This window comes from Saccharopolyspora thermophila, from assembly GCF_014646075.1.
GTDB classification, from domain to species: Bacteria; Actinomycetota; Actinomycetes; order Mycobacteriales; family Pseudonocardiaceae; genus Saccharopolyspora; species Saccharopolyspora thermophila.
Genome location: NZ_BMMT01000011.1, coordinates 80,619 through 102,372, shown reverse-complemented (window position 1 = coordinate 102,372; position 21,754 = coordinate 80,619). Strand labels below are relative to the sequence as shown.

Below are 21,754 nucleotides of genomic sequence, written 5' to 3'. Positions count from 1 at the left end.
TGGGCGATCGACCCCACCGGAAGGTGCGCTCGCCGGGGCGCGGACTGCGCTGGTGGCGGGCAGTTGCGGGGTCGAAAGGAGGACGGCGACCCCGGCGGTGTGGTGCCCGGCCGGGCACCGATCACCGGATCACAGTCCAGCGTACGAGTGAAGACCCGCGACGACGATGTTGATGAAGAACAGGTTGAAGATCATCACCGCGAGGCCGAAGATGTTGATCCACGCGGCGCGGACGCCCCGCCAGCCGGCGGTGGCGCGCGCGTGCAGGTATGCGGCGTAGACAACCCAGGCGACGAAGGAGCAGGTCTCCTTCGGGTCCCAGCCCCAGAAGCGGCCCCACGCGGCTTCCGCCCAGATCGCGCCCGCGATGATGGCGAAGGTCCAGACCGGGAAGATGATCACCGTGGCGCGGTAGGCCATCCGGTCCAGCGCCTGGCTGGTGGGCAGCCGGGAGCCGAACTTCGCCATCTTCAACGGGTTGTTCTCGTACCGGGCGCGCAGCAGGTACAGCACGCTGGCCACTCCGGCGAACAGCAGCACACCGCTGGCCACGATTGCGGCCGACACATGGATCACGATCCAGTAGGACTGCAACGCCGGGATCAGCGGACCGGCCTGGGCGTACAGCACGGTGCCGGACAGGAACAACAGCAGGACCACCGGCAGCATCAGGAAACCGCCGAGCCCGCGCAGCTGCGTCGGGGTCGCGTCGCGCCGACCGGCGCGCAGCTGCCGGAACAGCACGACGAGCCAGGCGATGACCGCGGCCAGACAGATCGCCGAGCCGAACTCGTACATGTTGCCCCACGGCACCCGGCCGGTGGCGAAACCGCGCAGCAGAAGGGAAGCACCGTGCACCAGCACACCCAGCACCGTCATGGCGACCGCCATGCCGCCCAGCCGTTCGGACAGCGGGCGCTTCTGCGGCGTCTCGATCCGCCCGACCACCGGCTGCTCGGTGGACTCACCGCCACCGGCGCTGACCAGCACCGACTCGCGCTTGCGAGCCGCGGTGCCGGTGCGGCCGTAGGCGAATTCCCCGAAGTACAGCAGCATCGCGGCGATGTAGATGACCACCGAGGTGGCGTACGCCATGTCGCTGTACGTCGACAGCGTCTGGTTGACCGACATCAGCTCTTCCTTTCGCGCGCGGGTCCGGCGGTCGCGCGTGCCTCCGGGGAGGAGTGGTCGACACCCGTCCCGAGCAGGTCGGCGGCCAGCCTGGTGAACTCCTCGCCGTAACCGGCCTGATCGGTCCGGGCGAGTCCGCCGACCTCGACAACGGTACGCACGCTGCCGGATCCGTCCGATTCCGGGTGCGGGACGGCCCGCACCCACACGCGGCGGCGCTTGATGGCCAGCGACGTCCCGATGCCGACGATGACGGCGATCGCGAACCCGAGGACCCACGGCTGGAACGGGTCGTGCGACACCTGCAGGTTGGCCCACCGCTCGACGCCGTCGAAGCGGACCGTGGTGCCGTCGTCGAGGCGGATCTCCTGGCCGATGCGCAGGTTCTCCCGCGCCACCCGTTTGAGGCGCCCCTGGTCCACCATGGACTGGTCCACGCCGAAGATCGACTGGCCGCGACCGGAGTCCAACCCCAGGTCGCCGCGCAGCACGTCCACGGCGACCGCCGGGTCAAGCAGGTCGGGGAAGCCGGAGCTGAGCACCGCGCCGTCGAAGGTGGCGGTGGGTGCGAACAGCCCGGTGACCGCGATCTGGTTCTGGCGGCGCTGCACCTCGTCCTGCACGCCCGGCGGATCGAACTTGGTGGCGCCCTGCGACAGCATGGTCTGTGGCGAGACCGGTTGCCACTGGATGAGACCGGTGCGCTGCTGACCGTCCGGGAAGGTGACGGTGAACCGGGGCGCGTATCCGTTGCCGGTCAGGTAGATCCGGTCGCCCGCGATCCGCAGCGGGTGGTTGACCTGCAGCAGGTACGGCCGCCAGGTGCCGGTCTCCAGGTCGTCGCCGGCCTGGTACTGCATGTCGACGCGGAATGCCTCAACCTGCCCGTTCGGCTGGTACTGCACGTCGAAGTCGTTGACGCGCAGGCAGAACGGGGACAGCTGGGTGCCGTCGACGGTCAGCCCGGCCCGGAACGAGTCGTAGTTGTAGGTGCCGGAGTTGCAGAACTCCGAACCGTCGGCGATGACGATGACCTGGCCCTCGTAGCCGTACAGCTTGCCGCCCGCGACCCCGACGAGCAGCCCGACCAGGGCGAAGTGGAAGACGAGGTTGCCGATCTCGCGCAGGAACCCGCGCTCGGCGCTGATCGAGCGCGCGCCGTCGGCCTCCTCGCGCTCCACCATGCGCCAGCCGCGCAGCCGCTTGCGGGCGGCGGCCATCACCTCGTCGACCGAGGCGTGCAGGGTGGCCGACTCGTGGTGTGGCATCCGGGACAGGTTGCGTGGCGTGCGGACCGGCTTGGCGCGCCACTGCTTGTAGTACTCGTAGCAGCGCGGCAGCAGGCAGCCGATCAGCGAGATGAACAGCAGGACGTAGATGGAGGCGAACCAGACGGAGCTGAAGACCTCGAAGGCCCCGAGCTTGTCCAGGATCGGCGCCAGGGTCGGGTACTCGCGGAAGTACCGGTCCACCTCGGACTGGTTCAGCGACCGCTGCGGGATGAGCGCGCCGGGCAGCGCGGCCAGCGCCAACAGGAACAGCAGCACCAGCGCGGTGCGCATCGACGTCAGCCCGCGCCAGGTGTTGCGCAGCAACGCCAGGGTGGTGGTCAGGTAGCCGCGCATCAGATCGGTGTCTCGAAACCGGCGATCGGACCGCGGAGCACCGCGATCAGGTCTCCCCACAGGCCGGTGACGAGCAGCAGGCCCACCACCACGAGCAGCACCCCTCCCGCGATCTGGATGGCTCGGCCCCGGCGGCGCAGCCAACCGGTGCTCCGGACTGCCCACCTCGCGCCGAGCGCCAGCAGCACGAACGGCACCCCCAGTCCCAGGCAGTACGCCAGGACGAGCAGGACACCGCGGACGGCGGTGCTGGTGTCCACGGACGTGCCCGCGGCCACCGAGATCACGCCGACCAGCGTGGGGCCCAGGCAGGGGGTCCAGCCGAGGCCGAACACCGCACCCAGCAGCGGCGCGCCCCACACCCCGGCGCGGGGCACCCGGTGGATCCGCACGTCCCGCTGCAGGGCCGGGATCAACCCGAGGAACACCAGGCCCATGGCGACGGTGACGACCCCGCCCACGCGCTGCAGCAGCTGCTCGTTGGCCAGCAGGGCATCGGACACCCCAAGGAGGATGAGCGTCCCGGCCGCGAACACGATGCTGAATCCGGCGACGAACAGCAGGGCGGCCCCGGCCACCCGCCAGCGCCCCCGGCGGCCCTGTTCGGCCTCTGCTTCGTCGATCGGCGGCGCCTCCGCGCCCACGACCCCGGCCAGGTAGGCCAGGTAGCCGGGCACCAACGGCACCACGCACGGCGAGGCGAAGCTGATCGCCCCGGCGAGCGCCGCGATCGCCGCCGCGAACAGCAGCGGGCCGGACGCGGCGAGCTCGGTGGGGTTCACGCTTCGAGGGTAGGGAAGCCGGAACGGCCCGGGCGCACCGGGCCGGGTGAAGCGCCCCACATCATGCCTGGTGAACGGGCTGCGCAGGAGCGCGGCCCCGCGGCCAGGGCCATAGGTCCCGCGTATTCGGGACCACTGGAGGCGAGCATCACACCTGGCAACGCGCCGCTACCGGCGATCCGCGGACCCCGCGGCGGTCACTGCTCCGCGGCGATCTTCTGCACCTCGGGTAGCAGCTCGCTCTCCAGCATCTCGGTGAGGAAGACCGCCGCGACCCGGTGCTGCCGGTCGAGGATGATCGTCGCTGGAACGGTGCTGCGCGGGAACTGGCGCAGTGCCAGCAGCGACCGGCCCGCCGGGTCGAAGATCGACGGGTAGGTCAACCCGCGGTCGCGGTGGAAGTCCGACGCGGCCGAGCGGCTGTCGCGCACGTTGATGCCCAGCACCTGCACGCCCTGGGCAGCGGTCTTGTTTTGCACCGCCTGCAGGTCGTCGGCCTCGGACCGGCACGGCCCGCACCACGAGCCCCAGATGTTGAGCACCACGACCTTGCCCGGGAAGTCGTCGACGCCGATCTGCTTGCCCGGCTCCAGCAGGTTCTCCCCGGCCAGCCCGGAAACGCGGCCGCGGTCCTGCTGCGGGTAGAAGATGCGGGTCTGCCCGCCGGGCGAGACGAAGGTGAACTCGCCGCCGGTGGCCACCGCGTCCTGGCCCTGGGTGGCGCATCCGCCGACCAGGGTCAGGGCTGCCGCAACGAGCCCGAGACGTACCAACAGCCGCTTCATGCCCCTGTCACCTTCGGATCAGTCCCCCCGGCCGGTTCGACGTAGGCGATCCGCACGAGTTCCTCGCCGCGGAACACCAGGCTGGTCAGCGAGGCCAGCGAGCACTGCCGCCGACGCGGGTCGTGCCACATCGGCTTGCCCTCCAGGAAGCGCCGCAGCGTCCAGATCGGCAGCTGGTGCGACACGCACACCGCCTCCCGACCGGCCGCCACCTGCCGCGCCCGGTGTGCGGCACCGAGCATGCGGTGCGCGATCTTCAGGTACGGCTCGCCCCACGACGGGCGCAGCGGGTTCCACAGCTTCGGCCAGTGCTTCGGCGAGCGCAGGGCACCGTCGCCGACGGAGACCTTCAGCCCCTCGAACATGTTCTCCGCTTCGATGAGCCGCTCGTCGGTGGCCACCTCGAGCTGGAACATATCGCTGATCGGCAGCGCGGTCTGCTGCGCCCGCTGCAGCGGGGAGGCGACGACGTGCGCGATGTCGCGGCCCGCCAGGAACTCGGCGACGACCTTCGCCTGCTGCTCCCCGCGGTCCGACAGCCGGTAGCCCGGCAGGCGCCCGTAGAGGACGCCCTCCGGGTTGTGGACCTCTCCGTGGCGCAGGAAGTGCACCACGGTCCGCTCATCGCTCATGCGCCCGCCTCCGGTGCTGTGGCCGCCGCGGCGGCCCGTGCGGCGTGCGGCAGCGCGTCGGCGATGATCTCGAACGCCGCGTCGTCCATCGCCGCGTTGACGAACCAGCACTCGAAGGCGCTCGGCGGCGGGTAGACACCGCGCCTGAGCAGTTCGTGGAAGAACGCGGGGTAGCGCCACACCTGCTGGGCCTGCGCCTGCTCGTAGTTGTGCACCGGCGTCTCGCTGAAGAAGACGCTGACCATGTTGGCCGCGAACGCGACCTGGTGCGGGACGCCCGCCGCAGTGAGCGCGGACCCGAGCAGCTCGCCGAGCCGCTTGCTGTTGCGGTCCAGGGCGGCGTACACCTCGGCGTCGGCGGCCCGCAGGTTGGCCAGACCGGCGGCCACCGCGACCGGGTTCCCGGACAGCGTCCCCGCCTGGTAGACCGGTCCGGACGGGGCGAGGTGGGCCATGACGTCGGCGCGACCGCCGAACGCCGCGGCGGGCAGCCCGCCGGACATCACCTTGCCGAAGGTGTAGAGGTCACCGGCGACCCCGTCGATCCCGTACCAGCCGGCGGCCGAGACCCGGAATCCGGTCATGACCTCGTCCATGATCAGCAGCGCCCCGGCGTCCCGGGTGATCGCCCGGAGGCCCTCGTTGAAGCCGGGCAGCGGCGCGACCGCACCCATGTTGCCCGCCGCGGCCTCGGTGATCACGCAGGCGATCTGGTCGCCCTCCTCGGCGAAGACCCGGCGGACCGCGTCGAGGTCGTTGTAGGGCAGCACGATGGTGTCCGCCGCCTGTGCGCCGGTGACGCCCGGCGAGGTGGGCAGGCCGAGGGTGGCGACGCCGGAGCCCGCGCTGGCCAGCAGCGCGTCGACGTGGCCGTGATAGCACCCGGCGAACTTGACGATCTTCTGCCGACCGGTGAACCCGCGGGCCAGCCGCACGGCGCTCATCGCCGCCTCGGTGCCGGAGTTGACCAGCCGGACCTGCTCGACCGGCTCGACGCGGTCGATGATCTCCTGCGCGAGGTCGATCTCGCCGACGCCGGGCGTGCCGAAGGACAGGCCGTGCGCGGCGGCCTCCCGCACCGCGCGCACCACGTCCGGGTGCGCGTGCCCGTTGATCATCGGCCCCCACGACGACACCAGGTCCACGTACCGGTTGTCGTCGGCGTCCCACAGGTAGGCACCTTCGCCGCGCACCATGAACCGGGGCGTGCCGCCGACCGAGTGGAACGCCCGGACCGGCGAGTTGACGCCTCCCGGCGTCACGGCCTGAGCGCGTTCGAACAGCTGCCGCGACCGCGGAGCCGGATCGTCGTTCACGTTCGAGGCGGGGTTCGCAGAAGCTGTCACGCCCCCAGTTTGACAGGCGCGGGCCGGTGACCGGCCTCACCCCGTCATCAGGCCCGTCGGCGCACCCGCACGGCCAGCACCACCTGGCGGGCCGCGTCAAGCACCAACAACCCGGCCACCGTCACCGCCCCGACGGCACCGGACAACCAACTGCCGACCGACCTGGTCACGACGTCCACGGCGCCGCCCGGCCCGGGCAGGGCGATGGTCACCTTGCCCTGGCCCCACGCCCACCACGCGAACACCACCAGCAGCACGGCCAAGACCAGTTCGATCCCGGCCACGGCGGCCCGCCAGGGCTGGTGCACGCCGCCCGAACGAGCGGGTTCGCTGGTCTCGGCGGTGAGCTTCGGCGGCCCGTCCGCGGGCCGCGGGTCCGGAGTCGTCACGCGCAGAAGCGTCTCATGACCCGTTGTGCACACCACGAACCCGTAAGACCGGTGAGCGGCGATCTCCGGGGCGCTCAGCGTTCCACGAGGCGAGTGAGTTCCCGGGCCAGGGCTTCCGGGTTCTTCGCCCAGGCCAGCACCACCTCGTCGGCGTCCAGCCGCAGCGGCACCTCGCCGGTTCCCTTCGGCACCGTCCAGCTGCCGCCGAGTACCCGGGCGCCGACCGGCGCGCCCACGTCGCGGACCGCACTGATGCGCCTGACCTCCAGCACCTCGCGGCCCTGCACCAGCTCGGTCGGGGTCAGGCGCACCGAAACCAGTCGCCGCCGCCCGTACACCCAGACGGCCGCGGCCGCGGCGAGCGCTCCGGCCAGCAGCAGCCACGTCGCCGTGTTCACCGGGCCCGGAGTCAGCGCCTCGACACCGAGCCCCAGCAGCGCGAACGCAGGTCCCCACAGCACCGGCCACCAGCTGCTGCCGCGCTCGGCGTACAACACCGGTCCGCTCATCGCTCACCCGTCAGCCAGTCTGTGCTGGCGCGCCGCCACAGCAGCACTCCGGCGGCCACGCCCAGCACCAGCAGGACGGCGTGCACGCCGAACACTGCCCCGGTTGCCAACAGCATCACCAGGTGCACCAGCGCGAACACCGACACCGCGTTGCGGGCCCAGGCGCGCCGCCGGAACAGCAACGCGCCGAACCCGAGGTAGGCCGCCGCGAACACCACGGCGACTCCCGTGTTGACCAGCAGCAGGTGGTGCGCCCGGGCGGCCGCCTCCGCGGGCGCGACCTGCCGCTCGACCAACCGCTGCGGCAGTTCCGCGCGATCGGCCCACAGCAACGCCACCTGCAGCAGAAGGACGATCGCCACCGCCCACCACAGGACGACGGCCCAGCGCAGCGGTCGCGGCGGCGGTTCCATCAGCGCCGGTTCGCCGCCTGGAAGTACCAGTTCGACGGCTTGAGGAACACCAGGGTGATGAACAGGGCCATGCCGACCACGCCCAGCCCGCCCTGCGTGTAGGTCAGCGCCAGGAAGGAGCCGGGCATCTCCATCTCCTCCACCGTGCTGCCGGTCAGCATGGTGCCGCCCTGGACGAGGCTGACCAGGCTGGACAGCAACCACATGCTGGCGAGCACGGTGAGCGTGATGCGCGCCCAGTTCCGGCCGGCCCGCATCTTGAAGCCGAACAGGATCCACAGCGCCGTGAGGATCAGGTAGATGATCGTGAAGAAGATGAAGAAGAACAGCAGGAACCCGTTGGCCACCGAGGTGATTTCCGCGGTGTACTCGTTGTCGCCCATCCCGGACAGCGAGTCGTTCATCCAGCCCTGCAGCAGCAGGTAGCTGACCACCGACAGCACCGTCGCCAGCAGCGGCACCACCACGGAGATCCAGAACGCGACCTCGACCGTGGCCGGGCGCCGGAATTCCCCGAGGTCGTGGCCGGGCACCGGCGGGGCCGCGAACGGATTCGACCGCGGGTACTGCGCATATCCGCCCTGCGGGTACTGCTGCTGCGGAAACGCACCGGACGGCGTTCCGCTCTGCGGGTACTGCGGGTACCCGCCCGAATTCCAGGGAGTCTGGGGCGATGTCACGCGGCAAACAGTATGAACAGGGCTCACCTGCTGTCCACTTGGTTGCCGAAACTCACCGCCCGGCCATCGCGCGGAAATACTCGGTGGACGGCTTCACGGACACCAGGATCAGGAACAGCACCGTCGTGACCAGCACCAGCACCATCTGCGCGAGGCCGATGAGCACGGTCGGCGAACCGACGACGTGGACGAACTGGTCGAAGGTGCCGGCGACGTTCAGGACGAAGATGACGATCGAGTACAGGTCGTAGAGCAACCACACCGCGGCCAGGACCACCAGCGTGATCCGCGCCGAATTGCGACCGCCGCGCATCCGCAGCGAGAAGACCACCCAGAGCGCCGCGCACACGACTGCGGCGAGGGTGAAGAAGCCGCTCACGGCAAGAGCGGAGAACGCAGACGACAGGATGTCGCTGAACATGGTCAGCATGATCACGAAGCTGACCACGCTGAGCAGGGCGGACAGCGGCGGCACCACCAGACCGAGCACGCTGGCGAAGGACACCGTGCCCGGAACCCTCGGCTTCGGGGCCGCGTACTGCGGCGCGTACCCGGGGGGGAACTGTGGTTGACCGCCCGGGAACTGCTGCGGTTGCTGCGGCCAGGGCTGCTGCGGCGTGGTCATTCGGAAACCGTATTGCCGGCGATCACCGCTGTCCACTGACTCCGGCGAGTTGTTACCGACGCCCCGCGGCCCGGAAATACTCGGTGGACGGAGCCAGGTTCGCGAACACCACCGTCGCCCCGACCGCCGCCAGCTGCAGGACCCCGAGCACCGCGGTCAGCGCGCTGCCGCCGGTTCCGCCGAACACCGACGGGATGGTGATCAGGAACCACACGACGCCGACGACGGTGACCACGATGCGCGCCCAGTTCCGACCGCGGCGCAGGAAGAACAGGAACATGATCCACAATGCGGCGATCACCGCGACGATCGCGGTGGTCAGGGCCAGCACCGCCAGGTAGATGCTGCGGGCCTGCTCCAGGGTCATCGGCTGCCCCTGCGCCCTGGCCTGGTCCAGCACCAGCTGCAGCTCCGCGTCGGAGACCATCAGGAACGCCGCGGCCAGGATGCCGAAACCCACCACCACGCCGGCGATGCCGGACCAGAAGGCGTACTCGACCGTGCTCGGCCGCCAAGGGCCGGACAGGTGCCTCGGCTGGAACGGCTCGGGCTCCGGCGACGTCACATGCCCAGCCTAAGAACCCATCACCCCGCTGTCCAGCGGTTATGACCATCCGCTACGGGGGTGTTCCGGTGCGTGACCACCGCGGGCGGCACGCATGAACCGGTTGGACTCGGGCAGGTACATCAGCACGATCGCGGCGAGATCCGCGGCCATCACGGCCAGCGAGAACGCCACGTCAGCACCGGTGATCGTCACCCCGCTGAGCTCGCGGATCAGGTCGGGACCGACCACCGCCACGGTCAGTACCGTAACCAGCGCGTTGAACACGCCGAAGCCGCCGAAGACGGTCAGCACCACGCGTGCCCAGTTGCGGCCCTCCAGCATCCGCCGCGACAGCAGCACGTACGCCAGCAGGATCATCGCCTTGAGCAGGAACGTGAACATGATCCCGCTGTTGGCGGCGGCGTCGAGCTCCTCCTGGCCGAGTTCGGGCTGCAGCTGCCGCAGCTGGGCGATCAGCCGCGGCCGGTCGACCAGCTGCACGAACGCCTGCACCATGCCGATCAGCACCGCGCCGATCCACAACCACCGGGCCCGCAGCAGCGACTGCGGCGCCTGCGGTCGCTGGTCGGGCAGCGGTCGGCCGAACGCGTCCACGCGCTGGACCGGCTCGGTCATACCCGACCGCCGCGCTCGTCCCGCAGCCACTTCGCCGCCTGGACCGCCCAGTAGGTCAGGACGATGTCGGCCCCGGCGCGGCGGATCGAGGTCAGCGTCTCCAGCACGGTGCGCTGCCGGTCCAGCCAGCCGTTGGCGACGGCGGCCTCGATCATCGAGTACTCGCCGGAGATCTGGTACGCGGCCACCGGCACGTCGGCGACGCTCGCCACGTCGCGCAGCACGTCCAGGTAGGACATCGCGGGTTTGACCATCACCATGTCGGCGCCCTCGGCGAGGTCGAGCTCCAGCTCGCGCAGCGCCTCCCGGCCGTTGCCCGGGTCCTGCTGGTAGGTCTTGCGGTCGCCCTGCAGCTGGGAGTTGACCGCCTCGCGGAACGGGCCGTACAGCGCCGAGGCGTACTTCGCCGAGTACGCCATGATCGAGGTGTCGGTGAACCCGGTCGCGTCGAGCGACTCACGGATCACGCCGACCTGGCCGTCCATCATGCCGCTGGGGGCGACCACGTGCGCCCCGCTCTGCGCCTGCACCACGGCCATCTCGCCGTAGATCTGCAGGGTGCGGTCATTGTCCACGACACCGTCCTCGTCGAGCACGCCGCAGTGGCCGTGGTCGGTGAACTCGTCCAGGCACAGGTCGGCCATCAGCACGGTGCTGTCGCCAACCTCGGCGGACAGGTCGCGCAGCGCGACGTTGAGGATGCCGTCCGGGTCGACCGCTCCGGAGCCCATCGCGTCGTGCTGCTCCGGTACGCCGAACAGCATGAGCCCGCCGACCCCGGCCTCGACCGCCTCGACGGCGGCCTTGCGCAGCGAGTCGCGGGTGTGCTGCACGACACCGGGCATCGTCGCGATCGGCACCGGTTCGCTGGCCCCCTCGCGGACGAACATCGGCAGCACGAGGTGCCGAGGCTCCACGGACGTCTCCGACACCAACCGGCGCAGGGAGGCGTTGCGGCGCAGCCGGCGCGGACGATGGGAGGGATACATCAGGCGGCTCCCCAAAACGATCGCGGCGGGGGTGACACCACGAGCGTATCCATCCCGGCGGAACGCCCGGCCGAGGGTCCGCACCCCGAACCGCGCGCGAACCGGAGTCCGCGCAAGCGGACCGGTCAGCTTCCACACCCAACGACGTGCCCCGGACGGAACGAATGAGGGACACCCTCCGCCTGCTCGGTGGTGGGTGCCCCTCGGCTCGCTCGTCAGCTGCGGCGGGCGCGCTTGGCCTTGCGCGGCGGGGGCAGGGCGCCCTCGGCGCGGAGCCGGGCCGCGTGCTCGGCCAGGGCGTCCACCAGGTCCTCGACCCGCGGCACCTCCGGCTGCACGTCCACCCGCAGGCCGAACTCCTTGGCGGTCTCCGCCGTGTTCGGGCCGATGCAGGCCACCAGCGTCCGGGCGTGCGGCTTGCCCGCGATGCCGACCAGGTTCCGGACGGTGGACGACGAGGTGAAGCACACCGCGTCGAACCCGCCCGTCTTGATCATCTCGCGGGTCTCGGCCGGCGGCGGCGCGGCCCGCACGGTGCGGTAGGCCGTCACGTCGTCGACCTCCCAACCGCGTTCCCGCAGCCCGGCCGACAGCGTCTCGGTGGCGATGTCGGCACGTGGCAGCAGCACCCGGTCAACCGGGTCGAGGATGTCGTCGTGCGGCGGGAAGTCCTGCAGCAGGCCCTCGCTGGACTGGTCGCCGGACGGCAGCAGCTCCGGCGTGATGCCGAAGGCACGCACCCTCGCCGCGGTCGCCTCGCCGACGCAGGCGATCTTCACACCGGAGAACGCACGCGCGTCCAGGCCGAACTCGGCGAACTTCTCCCACACCGCGCGCACCGCGTTGGCCGAGGTGAACACCACCCACTGGTAGCGGCCGTCGACCAGGCCCTTGACCGCGCGCTCCATCTGCGCGGGGCTGCGCGGCGGCTCCACGGAGATCGTCGGCACCTCGTGCGACACCGCGCCGTGCGACCACAGCCGGTCGCTCATCACGCCGGCCTGCTCCTTGGTGCGCGGCACCAGGACCTTCCAGCCGTACAGGGCGCGGGACTCCCACCAGGACAGCTTGCTGCGCTCGGCCACGACGTCGCCGATGGTCACCACCAGGTGGCCCTGCAATTCACCGGCGTCGGCGGCCAGCGAGGCCAACGTCGTGTCGATGGTGCGCTGCTGCACCGTGGTGCCGGAGGCGGTCACCGCGACCGGGGTGGTCGCCGGGCGACCGTGCTCGACCAGCGCGGACGCGGCCTCGGCCAGGTGGCTACCGGTGGTGTGCAGCACCAGCGCGCCGGGCACCGCGGCCAACGCCGCCCAGTCCACGTCGCCACGGACGTCGACCTCGGTGTGCACCGCGCCCAGCGCCACACCGGCGTAGGCCGGGACGGCGCTGCCCGCGGTGACGCCCGGGATGACGTCGAAGGTGGCCTCGGTCTTGGCGACTTCCTGCACCTCGCGGACCACCGCGTCGGCGGTCAGCGGGTCACCGGCGACCAACCGGACCACGTTGCGCCCGGTGGCCGCCTCGTTGGCCAGGTCCTTGGCCACGTCGGCCGGGTCGCCCACGGCGGGCCGCACCTCGGCGCCGTCGGCGGCCAGGCCGACGATGTCGGCGGGTACGTCCGGGTCGGTCACCAGCAGCGCGGCGCGGGCGATCGCGTCCCGGCCCCGGACGGTGAGCAGTCCCGCGTCACCGGGACCGGAGCCCACGAAGGCGATGCGTCCGGGGGTCTTACGTGCTCGGGTCATCAGGGCACTCCCCATCAACTACTGCCCGGGTCCGCTGAGCAATGCGGCCCTGGCTTCGAGCAGCTCGGCGGCCAGCGCGCGGCCGAGCTGCTCTGCGGCGGTCGTCTCACCAGTGATGGAGGCGCGCACCAACTGGTCATCGTCGGTCGCCACCACCCCGCGCAGGGACAGCCGCAGCGCCACGCGCCCGTCCTCGTCGAGGTCATCCACCACTTCGGCCAGCGCGCCGACCGGCGCGTTACAGCCCGCTTCGAGCGCGGCCAGCATGGCGCGCTCGGCGGCCACCGCGGCGCGGCTGGCCTGATCGTCCAGAACGGACTGCAGCAGGTGCTCGGTGTCCACGTCGTCGACGCGGCATTCCACTGCCAGCGCGCCCTGGGCGGGCGCGGGCAGCATCTGCAGTGGATCGAGCGTTTCTGTGATCATCGCAAGCCGACCCACGCGGGCGAGGCCGGCGCGGGCGAGGATGACGGCGTCCAGCTCGCCGTCGGTCACCTTGCGCATGCGAGTGTCCACATTGCCGCGGATGCTGCGCACCTCCAGCCCCAGGCCGAGGGCCCGGAGCTGACTGGCGCGGCGCGGCGAACCGGTGCCCACTACGGAGCCCGGGGGCAGTTCGCCGAGCGTCAGACCGTCCCGCGCCACCAGCGCGTCCCGCGGGTCCTCCCGGACCGGGACGGCGGCCAGCGACAGCCGGGGGTCTGGTTCGGTCGGCAGGTCCTTGTAGGAGTGCACCGCAACGTCCACCTCACCGGCGGCCAGCGCCTCGCGCAGCGCGGAGGTGAACACGCCGACGCCGATCTCGGCGATCGGCGCCATCGACCGGTCGCCGGGGGTCGTCACGGTGACCAGCTCGGTCGGGTATCCGGCCTTCTCCAGCTCCTCGGCCACCCGGGAGCTCTGCGCCATGGCCAGCGCGCTGCCGCGGGTTCCGATGCGGAGAATCTTGTTCAACGATCCTCACCGTCCTGTCCTGCCCGGTCCCGCCGCCGCACCCGGGCGACGGTCGCCCCGCCCGGCAGGACCTCGTCGGCCTGCGGGGTGCCGAGCACCGCGGTGGTCTGGGGATCGAGCTCGAAAAGCTCGCGGAGGGCGTCGGCGTACCCGGCGCCGCCGGGCACCGACGCCAGTTGCTTGACCCGGACCGTCGGCGTGTGCAGCAGCTTGTCGACGACGCGCCGGACGGTGCGGGCGAGCTCGTCGCGTACGCCCTCGTCCAGGTCGGGCAGGCGCGAGTCGAGCCGGAGCAGCTCGCTGTCGACGACCTCGGCGGCCCGCTTGCGCAGCGCCGTCACGGTCGGGGTCACCTCGGCCGAGCGCTGCGCGGCGAGGTAGTTGCGCAGTTCCTCGGCGACGATCTGCGCGGCCCGCTCGGACTCGTTGCCGCCGTTTTTGTCCGACAGCCGCCGCTGCAGGCTCTCCAGGTCGACGACGGTGACGCCGGGCAGCTCACCGACCTCGATCGCGATGTCGCGCGGCAGGCCCAGATCGCAGCACAGCAGCGGGCGGTCGTCGCGCACGGTCAGCGCGGCGGCGACCACGTCTTCGGTCACCACGGCCCCGACCGCGCCGGTGCAGGCCACGACGAGGTCCGCGGCGGCGATCGCGTCGGCGAGGTCGGCCAGGTCGGTGGCGCGGGCGGTGACGCCGTCGGCGCGCAGCGACTCGGCGAGCCGTTCACCGTTGGCCGCGGTGCGGTTGGCGATCACGACCTCGCCGATGCCGGCTCGCTTGAGCTGCGCGGCGGCCAGGCCGCCCATCGAGCCCGCGCCGACCAGCAGCGCGCGGCGCCCGGCCAGGCCGTCGAGCGCGGCCTCGGCGTCGGCCAACGCCTCGGAGACCACCGACGCGCCCTCGGCGTCGATGCCGGTCTCGGCGTGGACGCGCTTGCCAACGCGCAGGGCCTGCTGGGCGAGTTCGTGCAGGGTCCTGCCGACGGCGCCGTTCTCGTCGGCGACGCCGTACGCCTGCCGCAGCTGGCCGAGGATCTGGGCTTCGCCGACGACCATCGAGTCCAGTCCCGCGGCCACCGAGAAGAGGTGCTCGACGGCGGCGCCAGCGTAGTAGACGTACAGGTGGTCGGCGAGGTCACCGACCTCGGCACCGGCGTGGCGGGCCAGCACCGAGGTGACGTCGTCGAGGCCGCCGTGGAAGGTCTCGGCGACCGCGTAGACCTCGACGCGGTTGCAGGTGGAGACGACGAACGCCTCGCAGACGTGCTCGCCCTGCAGCAGCGCGTCGAGGATCTTGGGGATGTCCTCCGAGCTGATCGCCACCCGTTCCAGCACCCGCACCGGAGCGCTGTGGTGGGAGATGCCGACGGTGAGCAGGTTCACAGCCGTTCCACCATCCTGTCTGCCGATTCAACGTCGCCGGGTACCTGTCCGCCGGAGCCCGGCGGACCGATGTCCGCTCCGTCCACTGCGGACTGATCGGCTTCTGCCGCCGCCTCCTGCTGGCGCCGGGCCACGTGAAACGACAGGATCTGCATCTCCACCGCCAGGTCGACCTTGCGCACCTCGACGTTCTCCGGGACCTGCAGCACGACGGGCGCGAAGTTCAGGATGCATGTCACGCCACCGGCGACCAAACGGTCGCAGACCTCCTGGGCGCCCTGCGCGGGCGTGGCGATGACGCCGATGGTGACCTCGCGCTCGGTGCACACCTTGACGATGTCGTCGATGTGGCTGACCGGGATCCCGCCCACCGGCACCCCGATCAGGTCCGGGTCGAGGTCGAACAGCGCGGACACCGGGAAGCCGCGGCTGGGGAAGCCGCCGTAGTTGGCCAGCGCGTGCCCGAGGTTGCCGATCCCGACCACCGCGACGCTGTGCTTTCGGGTCAGCCCGAGGGTGCGCTCGATCTGGCCGATGAGCACCGAGACCTCGTAGCCGACGCCGCGGGTGCCGTAGGAACCGATGTAGGACAGGTCCTTGCGCAGCTTGGCCGAGTTCACCCCGGCGGCCACGGCGAGTTCGTCGCTGGAGACGGTGCTGACGTTCTGGTCGGCGAGCCCGGACAGGGCGCGCAGGTAGACCGCGAGCCGGGCGACGGCCGCCTCCGGGATGGCCCGGGCGCGCTCGCGTGCCGCGGGCACCTCAATTTCCGGCGACTGCTTGGGCTCGGTCCGGGAATCGGCCTCGGCCTGCCCGTCACCGTCCTGCACGTCCGCTCCGTCGGCCGTCACGCTGGATCTCCCTCGCCCTGCCTGCTGCACTGGCCTTCCTACTGCTCTGGCCTGTCCGCGCGTCGGCGCCGTGGCGCACGCCGCGCGGTCGTCGGCTTCCGGCGTCGCGGCGCCGAGCACCGACCGGTCTGCCGCAACGGCGGTCTCGGCGCGCCGAGATCCGCCACCTCGACACCTGATCCGCTGACCCGCACCGGGATTCCGCCAGCCCGACCCCCTACACCGTAACTATTTGTGAACGCATGCACAAAGTCGCCGCGGTGGGGGTCCGCCGGACGGGCAAACCGTCCCCCACATCATTGCCGATGGCCCCCCGACGTGCCAAAACGCGTGGTCTGCGGCACGTGGCGGCCTGCTGCGGTGGTCAGCTCGCCAGGGCGCGGCGGAACCGCTCCTCCTCGACCTTCCAGTAGCCGTGCTCGGCTCCATCGATCAAGATCACCGGCACGTGGTCGCCGTACTCGGCGCGCAGTTCGGGGTCGGAGTCCACGTCCCGGGTGGACCAGGGCACGCCGAGTTCGGTGCAGATCCGCCGCACGTCGGAGATCGCGTCCTCGCACGCGTGGCAGTTCTCCCGGGTCATCACCGTCACCTCGTGCATGCCTTCGCTCCAGGAGTGGTAAGGGGGCCGGATTTCCCGGTTCCAACGTACTCGGGGGCTGGCCGCGCCCGGCTCACCGGCAGCACTCCTCGCGTGGTCAAAATCACCCTCCTCAGCGAGACGAACGCCCGCACGCGAATACCCAGAGTGATCGAACCGTCACCGTCGCGCACTACCTACTTTCGAGTAACAACACGTATGCTGCTGCTCCAACGCCCATGCCCCCGGCGCCAGGTCCCCAGATCACCAGACCCCGCACGACCGCCGGAGGCGGGTGTCCGACGGACACCGCGACATGACGCCGGCGCCGGTGCGTCCCCACCAGCACCCGGTCGGCCCGCCCACGACGGCAGGAGGTCGCAGGAGATGAGCAGCCCGAAGACGCTCGCACCCCCCGCCCCCATCCCCAGCGTCCCGACCACCACGCCCCCCAGGCCCGGCAACTGGGCCTACGTCAGTGCAGCGCAGCAGGGCGACAACAACGCCTTCGGGCACCTCTACGACCAGTACGCCCAGGTCGTCTACCGGTACGTGCTGTTCCGGGTCAGCGACCACTGCCTGGCCGAGGACATCACCAGCGAGACCTTCCTGCGGGCGATGCGCCGGATCGCCTCGATCAGCTACCAGGGCCGCGACGTGGCGGCCTGGTTCATCACCATCGCCAGGAACCTGGTCCTGGACCACATCAAGTCGAGCCGAAACCGGCTGGAGATCCCCACCTCCGACCTCACCGACACCGTGCCGCTCGGGCGCAGCCACGTCGGCCCGGAGCAGCACGTGCTCACCGAGGCCACCCACCGTGAGCTGCTGCGCTGCGTCCGGCAGCTCAACCCGGACCAGCGGGAGTGCATCCGCCTGCGTTTCCTGCAGGGCCTGTCGGTCACCGAGACCGCGGCGGCCATGCAGCGCAACGAGGGCGCGGTCAAGGCGCTGCAGCACCGGGCCGTCCGCCGGCTCGCCCAGCTCCTGCCGGATGATCTCCGCTGACCGCGGCCGCGCCGGGCGGCAATGTCGTTGAACCCAGGTCTTAAGCTAGAAGTCTGCTGGACCGGGTTGCGCCGGTTCGGTCGGACCTGGAACGTCACAACCGTTCCCGATCACACCGGAGGACCCCGGGAGGCGCGGCGGTGCCGACACGTCAAGGCTCAGCCGATGGCGCGGACCACCACGACGGACTGCGCATGCCCGGATCAGCCCGCCCCATCGACAGCGCCAAGGTGGCCGGTCGCGCCTCCGCCGAGGCGGCCGTCGCCGCCGCCGCGGGCCCGGACGGCTCGCTGGCCGACCCGCCCGACCTCACCGCCGCGGCGTTCTTCGACGTCGACAACACGATGATGATGGGCGCCTCGCTGTTCCACTTCGCCCGCGGCCTGGCCGCCCGCAAGTTCCTCACCGCCACCGACCTGGCCGGCTTCGCCTGGCAGCAGGTGAAGTTCCGGATCGGCGGCCGGGAGAACACGCAGGACATGCAGGCCAGCCGCGAGCAGGCGCTGTCGTTCGTGGCCGGGCGCAAGGTCTCGGAGCTGGTGGAGCTCAGCGAGGAGATCTACGACGAGCTGATGGCCGACCGGATCTGGGCGGGCACCCGCGCGCTGGCGCAGATGCACCTCGACGCGGGCCAGCGGGTGTGGCTGGTGACGGCGACCCCGGTGGAGCTGGCCCAGATCATCGCCCGCCGCCTGGGCCTGACCGGCGCGCTGGGCACGGTCGCGGAGAGCTCGAACGGGGTCTACACGGGTCGTCTGGTGGGCGAGATGCTGCACGGCCGGGCGAAGGCGCACGCGGTGCGCGCCCTGGCCGCCAGCGAGGGCCTGGATTTGCGCCGGTGCACGGCGTACTCGGACTCCGCCAACGACATCCCGATGCTGTCCGCGGTGGGCACAGCGGTGGCGGTGAACCCGGACCAGCGGCTGCGCGAGATCGCGCGGGCCCGCGGCTGGGAGGTCCGCGACTTCCGCACGGGCCGCAAGGCGGCCCGGATCGGACTGAACTCGATGCTGGGCGCCAGCGCGATCGCCGGAGCGATCGCTGCGGGACTGGCCTACCGCCGCCGCGACCGCTCCTGACGTCCGTGCCTGGTCCCTCGAGGCGTTACGCGGCCGGTTCGCTGATGTTCACCATCCAGGAGACGCCGAACCGGTCCACGCAGGCGCCGAACGTGTCGCCCCACACCTGCTTCTCCAGGGGCACCGAGACCGTGCCGCCCGCCGACAGCTTCTCCCAGTAGCCGCGCAGGGCCTCGGCGTCGTCGCCGCTGACGCTCACCGACATGGTGTTGCCCGGCTTGTGCTCCATGCCCGGCGGCACGTCCGCGAGCATCAGCGTGAAACCGCGGTCGGTCTCCAGCATCGCGTGCATGATCTTGTCGGCCTCCGGTGCGTCCGGGCCGCCGAAGTCGCCGTAGGTGGACAGCACGAGGTTGCCGCCGAAGACGTCCTGGTAGAACTCGGCGGCCTGCCGGGCGTTGCCGTCGAAGCTGATGTAGGGGTTGAGCCGGGAAGACATCACGCGCTCCTTTGCGTCGAAGTGGGTTCACCAGACCGCAGCAGCGGCCGGGTGGTGGCGATGAGCATGCCCGCCACCACCGACAGCACCGGCCGTCATCGGGACGGGTGCCCGGCCGGGACGGACTTGCGCGCCTGCTCGGGCACGGAAGCGGGCCGCGCCAGCGTGCAGCGCAGTTCGTCGTCCTCGACCGACGCGATGATCGTGTCGCCGGGCTGCACCTCGCCGCCGAGCAGCAGCCGGGAGATCCGGTTGTCCAGTTCCGACTGGATGGTGCGGCGCAGCGGCCGGGCCCCGAACCGGGGCTGGAAGCCGCGCTCGGTCAGCCACCGCTTGGCCTCGTCGGTGACCTCCAGCTCCACCTCCTGCGCGCGCAGCAGCCGCCGGCTGCGGTCCAGCAGCAGGTCGACGATGCGGGCCAGGTCGTCCCGGGTGAGCCGGTGGAAGAGGATGACCTCGTCGATGCGGTTGAGGAACTCGGGGGCGAAAACCGTGCGCAGGTCATCCAGCAGCGCGTCCCGGATGTCCTCCACCGGCCCCTCGTGCGCGAGGATGCGCTGCGCGCCGATGTTGCTGGTCATGATCACCACGCTGTTGCGAAAGTCCACGGTGCGGCCCTGGGCGTCGGTCAGCCGGCCGTCGTCGAGCACCTGCAGGAGCGCGTTGAACACGTCGCGGTGCGCCTTCTCGATCTCGTCGAACAGCAGCACGCTGTAGGGCTGGCGGCGCACCTTCTCGGTCAGCTGCCCGGCCTCCTCGTAGCCCACGTAGCCGGGTGGGGCGCCGAGCAGCCGCGACACGGTGTGCTTTTCCTGGAACTCGCTCATGTCGAACCGCACCAGCCGGTGCTCGTCGCCGAACAGCATCTCGGCGAGGGTCCTGGCGAGCTCGGTCTTGCCGACGCCGGTCGGGCCGAGGAACAGCAACGAGCCGATCGGCCGATCCGGGTCGCCCATCCCCGACCGGCTGCGGCGCACCGCCTCGGCGACCGCGGTGACCGCCTCGTCCTGACCGACGACCCGCGCGTGCATCGCCTCCTCCAGCTTCAGCAACCGGTCCCGCTCGTCCGCGGTCAGCTGCGCCACCGGGATGCCGGTGCGCCGGGACAGCACCTCGGCGATGTCGTCGGCGGTGACGTCGGTGATGCCCTCGCGTCGCTCGGCGATCCCGGCCAGTTCGCCTTCAATGGTCTCGATGCGGTGCTTGAGCTCGGCGGCGCGGTCGAAGTCCTCGGCGGCCACCGCCTCGTCCTTCTCCCGGCGTAGCTTGGCGATCTCGTCCTCGCGCTCCCGCTGCCGCGTGTCGCGGCGCAGCGAGCGCAGCCGCACCCGCGCGCCCGTCTGGTCCAGCAGGTCGATCGCCTTGTCCGGCAGGAACCGGTCGCTGACGTAGCGGTCGGCGAGAGTGGCGGCGGCGGTCAGGGCCTCGTCGGTGAACCGCACGCCGTGGTGCGCCTCGTACGAGTCGCGCAGGCCCTCCAGGATCTGGATGGTCTCCTCGACGGTCGGTTCGCCGATCAGCACCGGCTGGAAGCGGCGCTCCAGCGCGGCGTCCTTCTCCACGTGCCTGCGGTACTCGTCGATCGTGGTGGCGCCGATGACGTGCAGCTCGCCGCGGGCGAGCGCGGGTTTGAGGATGTTGCCCGCGTCCATGCCGCCCTCGGCCCGGCCGGCGCCGACCACATTGTGCAACTCGTCGATGAACAGCACCACCGAGCCCTCGGCCTCCCGGACCTCGTCGATGACCTTCTTCAGCCGCTGTTCGAACTCGCCGCGGTACTGGGCACCGGCGACCAGGCCGGTCAGGTCCAGCGCCACGACCCGCCTGTCCTGCAACGTCTCCGGCACGTCCCCGGCGACGATGCGCTGCGCGATGCCCTCGACGATGGCGGTCTTGCCGACGCCCGGTTCGCCGATCAGCACCGGGTTGTTCTTGCCGCGCCGGGACAGGATCTCGATGGTCTGCTCGATCTCGTCGCCGCGGCCGACGACCACGTCGAGCTTGCCCGCGCGAGCCTGTGCGGTGAGGTCCCGGCCGTACTCGTCCAGGGTCGGGGTGTCGGTGGCCTCGGCGGTGACCGGGGTACCCCCCGCGGCGGCGGAGCGCTCGACGCGGCCGCGCAGCCGGTCGGTGTCGATCTCCTGCGCGTCCAGCAGCCGCACCGCGGCGGCGTCCGGGTCGTCGAGCAGCGCGGCGAGGATGTGCTCCGGGCCGATGTAGGAGGCTCCGGCGGCCTGGGAACGCGCGTGCGCGCCGATGAGCACCCGCTTCGCGGCCGGGGTCATGCCCGGGTTCGCCGACGGCTGGCCGCTCGCGCCGGGCAGCACCTCGGCGATCCGGGCGGCGAGGCGGTCGGGTTCGACACCGGCCTGGGCCAGCAGCTTCCGTGTCGGCTCCACCTGGGTCGCCGCCCACAGCAGGTGCTCGGTGTCCAGGTCGGCGCTGCCGTCCTGCTCGGTGCGCGCCGAGGCGCGGCGGAGCAGGTCGGTGGCGGACTCGGTGAGCAGCCGTCCGATCGGCACCCGCTGCACGGCGGGCGGCGAGGTGCGGGGCGACATGCCGAAGAACCGGTTGAGCAGGTCGGCGAAGGGGTCCTGAGCGCCGAAGGCCGGAAAGGTCATCAT

At 71.4% G+C, this 21,754-nt stretch carries 23 protein-coding genes; 2 read left to right on the top strand and 21 right to left on the bottom strand.

Going from position 1 to position 21,754, the window contains the following annotated elements; all coding sequences use genetic code 11:
- Positions 1-129 precede the first annotated feature (129 nt).
- The 19 genes from ccsB to IEY17_RS16220 all read right to left on the bottom strand — a co-directional run bounded on the left by ccsB (position 130) and on the right by IEY17_RS16220 (position 16,625).
- A complete protein-coding gene (ccsB, locus tag IEY17_RS16310) occupies positions 130-1,131 on the bottom strand; it encodes a c-type cytochrome biogenesis protein CcsB (RefSeq protein ID WP_188988603.1) in 1,002 nt (333 codons plus the stop codon).
- Positions 1,131-2,756, bottom strand: coding sequence for a cytochrome c biogenesis protein ResB (gene resB, locus IEY17_RS16305; RefSeq protein ID WP_188988601.1), 1,626 nt, complete (start codon positions 2,754-2,756; stop codon positions 1,131-1,133). Before resB ends, ccsB begins: the two co-directional genes overlap by 1 nt.
- Complete coding sequence (locus IEY17_RS16300) at positions 2,756-3,538, bottom strand: cytochrome c biogenesis CcdA family protein (RefSeq protein ID WP_188988599.1); 783 nt, start codon at positions 3,536-3,538, stop codon at positions 2,756-2,758. The genes resB and IEY17_RS16300 overlap by 1 nt, the downstream gene beginning before the upstream one ends.
- Before the next feature lie 197 nt (positions 3,539-3,735).
- Positions 3,736-4,323 carry a TlpA family protein disulfide reductase gene (locus tag IEY17_RS16295; RefSeq protein ID WP_188988597.1) on the bottom strand — a complete coding sequence of 196 codons (588 nt, stop codon included), beginning with the start codon at positions 4,321-4,323 and terminating at the stop codon, positions 3,736-3,738.
- Positions 4,320-4,955, bottom strand: coding sequence for a histidine phosphatase family protein (locus IEY17_RS16290; protein WP_188988595.1), 636 nt, complete (start codon positions 4,953-4,955; stop codon positions 4,320-4,322). The genes IEY17_RS16295 and IEY17_RS16290 overlap by 4 nt, the downstream gene beginning before the upstream one ends.
- Positions 4,952-6,301, bottom strand: a complete 1,350-nt coding sequence (gene hemL / locus IEY17_RS16285; RefSeq protein WP_188988593.1) for a glutamate-1-semialdehyde 2,1-aminomutase — start codon at positions 6,299-6,301, stop codon at positions 4,952-4,954. The genes IEY17_RS16290 and hemL overlap by 4 nt, the downstream gene beginning before the upstream one ends.
- Positions 6,302-6,348: 47 nt before the next feature.
- Complete coding sequence (locus IEY17_RS16280) at positions 6,349-6,690, bottom strand: hypothetical protein (protein ID WP_188988591.1); 342 nt, start codon at positions 6,688-6,690, stop codon at positions 6,349-6,351.
- 74 nt (positions 6,691-6,764) lie between these two features.
- Positions 6,765-7,199, bottom strand: a complete 435-nt coding sequence (locus IEY17_RS16275; protein WP_188988589.1) for a hypothetical protein — start codon at positions 7,197-7,199, stop codon at positions 6,765-6,767.
- Positions 7,196-7,561 (bottom strand): hypothetical protein, encoded by a 366-nt coding sequence (locus tag IEY17_RS16270; protein ID WP_188988587.1) that lies wholly within the window; start codon positions 7,559-7,561, stop codon positions 7,196-7,198. The genes IEY17_RS16275 and IEY17_RS16270 overlap by 4 nt, the downstream gene beginning before the upstream one ends.
- 50 nt (positions 7,562-7,611) lie before the next feature.
- Positions 7,612-8,292 carry a hypothetical protein gene (locus IEY17_RS16265; protein WP_229680222.1) on the bottom strand — a complete coding sequence of 227 codons (681 nt, stop codon included), beginning with the start codon at positions 8,290-8,292 and terminating at the stop codon, positions 7,612-7,614.
- Between the two features lie 52 nt (positions 8,293-8,344).
- Positions 8,345-8,917, bottom strand: a complete 573-nt coding sequence (locus IEY17_RS16260) for a hypothetical protein (protein WP_188988585.1) — start codon at positions 8,915-8,917, stop codon at positions 8,345-8,347.
- 52 nt (positions 8,918-8,969) lie between these two features.
- Complete coding sequence (locus IEY17_RS16255) at positions 8,970-9,482, bottom strand: hypothetical protein (protein ID WP_229680221.1); 513 nt, start codon at positions 9,480-9,482, stop codon at positions 8,970-8,972.
- A 39-nt stretch (positions 9,483-9,521) separates the two neighbouring features.
- Positions 9,522-10,100 carry a hypothetical protein gene (locus IEY17_RS16250; RefSeq protein ID WP_188988583.1) on the bottom strand — a complete coding sequence of 193 codons (579 nt, stop codon included), beginning with the start codon at positions 10,098-10,100 and terminating at the stop codon, positions 9,522-9,524.
- The gene (gene hemB, locus IEY17_RS16245; protein WP_188988581.1) at positions 10,097-11,089 is read right to left on the bottom strand and encodes a porphobilinogen synthase; all 993 of its coding nucleotides are present in this window, start codon (positions 11,087-11,089) and stop codon (positions 10,097-10,099) included. The genes IEY17_RS16250 and hemB overlap by 4 nt, the downstream gene beginning before the upstream one ends.
- A gap of 215 nt (positions 11,090-11,304) precedes the next feature.
- Positions 11,305-12,837, bottom strand: a complete 1,533-nt coding sequence (locus tag IEY17_RS16240) for a bifunctional uroporphyrinogen-III C-methyltransferase/uroporphyrinogen-III synthase (protein WP_188988579.1) — start codon at positions 12,835-12,837, stop codon at positions 11,305-11,307.
- Positions 12,838-12,855: 18 nt separating this feature from the next.
- Entirely contained in the window at positions 12,856-13,791 is a 936-nt protein-coding gene (hemC, locus tag IEY17_RS16235; protein ID WP_188988577.1) for a hydroxymethylbilane synthase, read from the bottom strand.
- Positions 13,788-15,173, bottom strand: coding sequence for a glutamyl-tRNA reductase (locus tag IEY17_RS16230; protein WP_188988575.1), 1,386 nt, complete (start codon positions 15,171-15,173; stop codon positions 13,788-13,790). The genes hemC and IEY17_RS16230 overlap by 4 nt, the downstream gene beginning before the upstream one ends.
- Complete coding sequence (locus IEY17_RS16225) at positions 15,170-16,024, bottom strand: redox-sensing transcriptional repressor Rex (protein WP_188988573.1); 855 nt, start codon at positions 16,022-16,024, stop codon at positions 15,170-15,172. Before IEY17_RS16225 ends, IEY17_RS16230 begins: the two co-directional genes overlap by 4 nt.
- Before the next feature lie 364 nt (positions 16,025-16,388).
- Positions 16,389-16,625 carry a glutaredoxin family protein gene (locus IEY17_RS16220; RefSeq protein WP_188988571.1) on the bottom strand — a complete coding sequence of 79 codons (237 nt, stop codon included), beginning with the start codon at positions 16,623-16,625 and terminating at the stop codon, positions 16,389-16,391.
- A gap of 366 nt (positions 16,626-16,991) precedes the next feature.
- Here IEY17_RS16220 and IEY17_RS16215 point away from each other — a divergent pair, with 366 nt between their 5' ends.
- Both IEY17_RS16215 and IEY17_RS16210 read left to right on the top strand, forming a co-directional pair.
- Positions 16,992-17,612, top strand: coding sequence for a sigma-70 family RNA polymerase sigma factor (locus tag IEY17_RS16215; protein ID WP_188988569.1), 621 nt, complete (start codon positions 16,992-16,994; stop codon positions 17,610-17,612).
- Positions 17,613-17,806: 194 nt separating this feature from the next.
- Positions 17,807-18,691 (top strand): HAD family hydrolase, encoded by an 885-nt coding sequence (locus tag IEY17_RS16210; protein WP_188988567.1) that lies wholly within the window; start codon positions 17,807-17,809, stop codon positions 18,689-18,691.
- A gap of 25 nt (positions 18,692-18,716) precedes the next feature.
- Here the strand turns inward: IEY17_RS16210 and IEY17_RS16205 are convergent, their stop codons facing one another.
- Positions 18,717-19,130: a VOC family protein gene (locus IEY17_RS16205; RefSeq protein WP_188988565.1), complete on the bottom strand. Its 414-nt coding sequence runs from the start codon at positions 19,128-19,130 to the stop codon at positions 18,717-18,719.
- 95 nt (positions 19,131-19,225) lie between these two features.
- Positions 19,226-21,751, bottom strand: a complete 2,526-nt coding sequence (locus IEY17_RS16200; protein ID WP_188988563.1) for an ATP-dependent Clp protease ATP-binding subunit — start codon at positions 21,749-21,751, stop codon at positions 19,226-19,228.
- Positions 21,752-21,754: the final 3 nt, after the last annotated feature.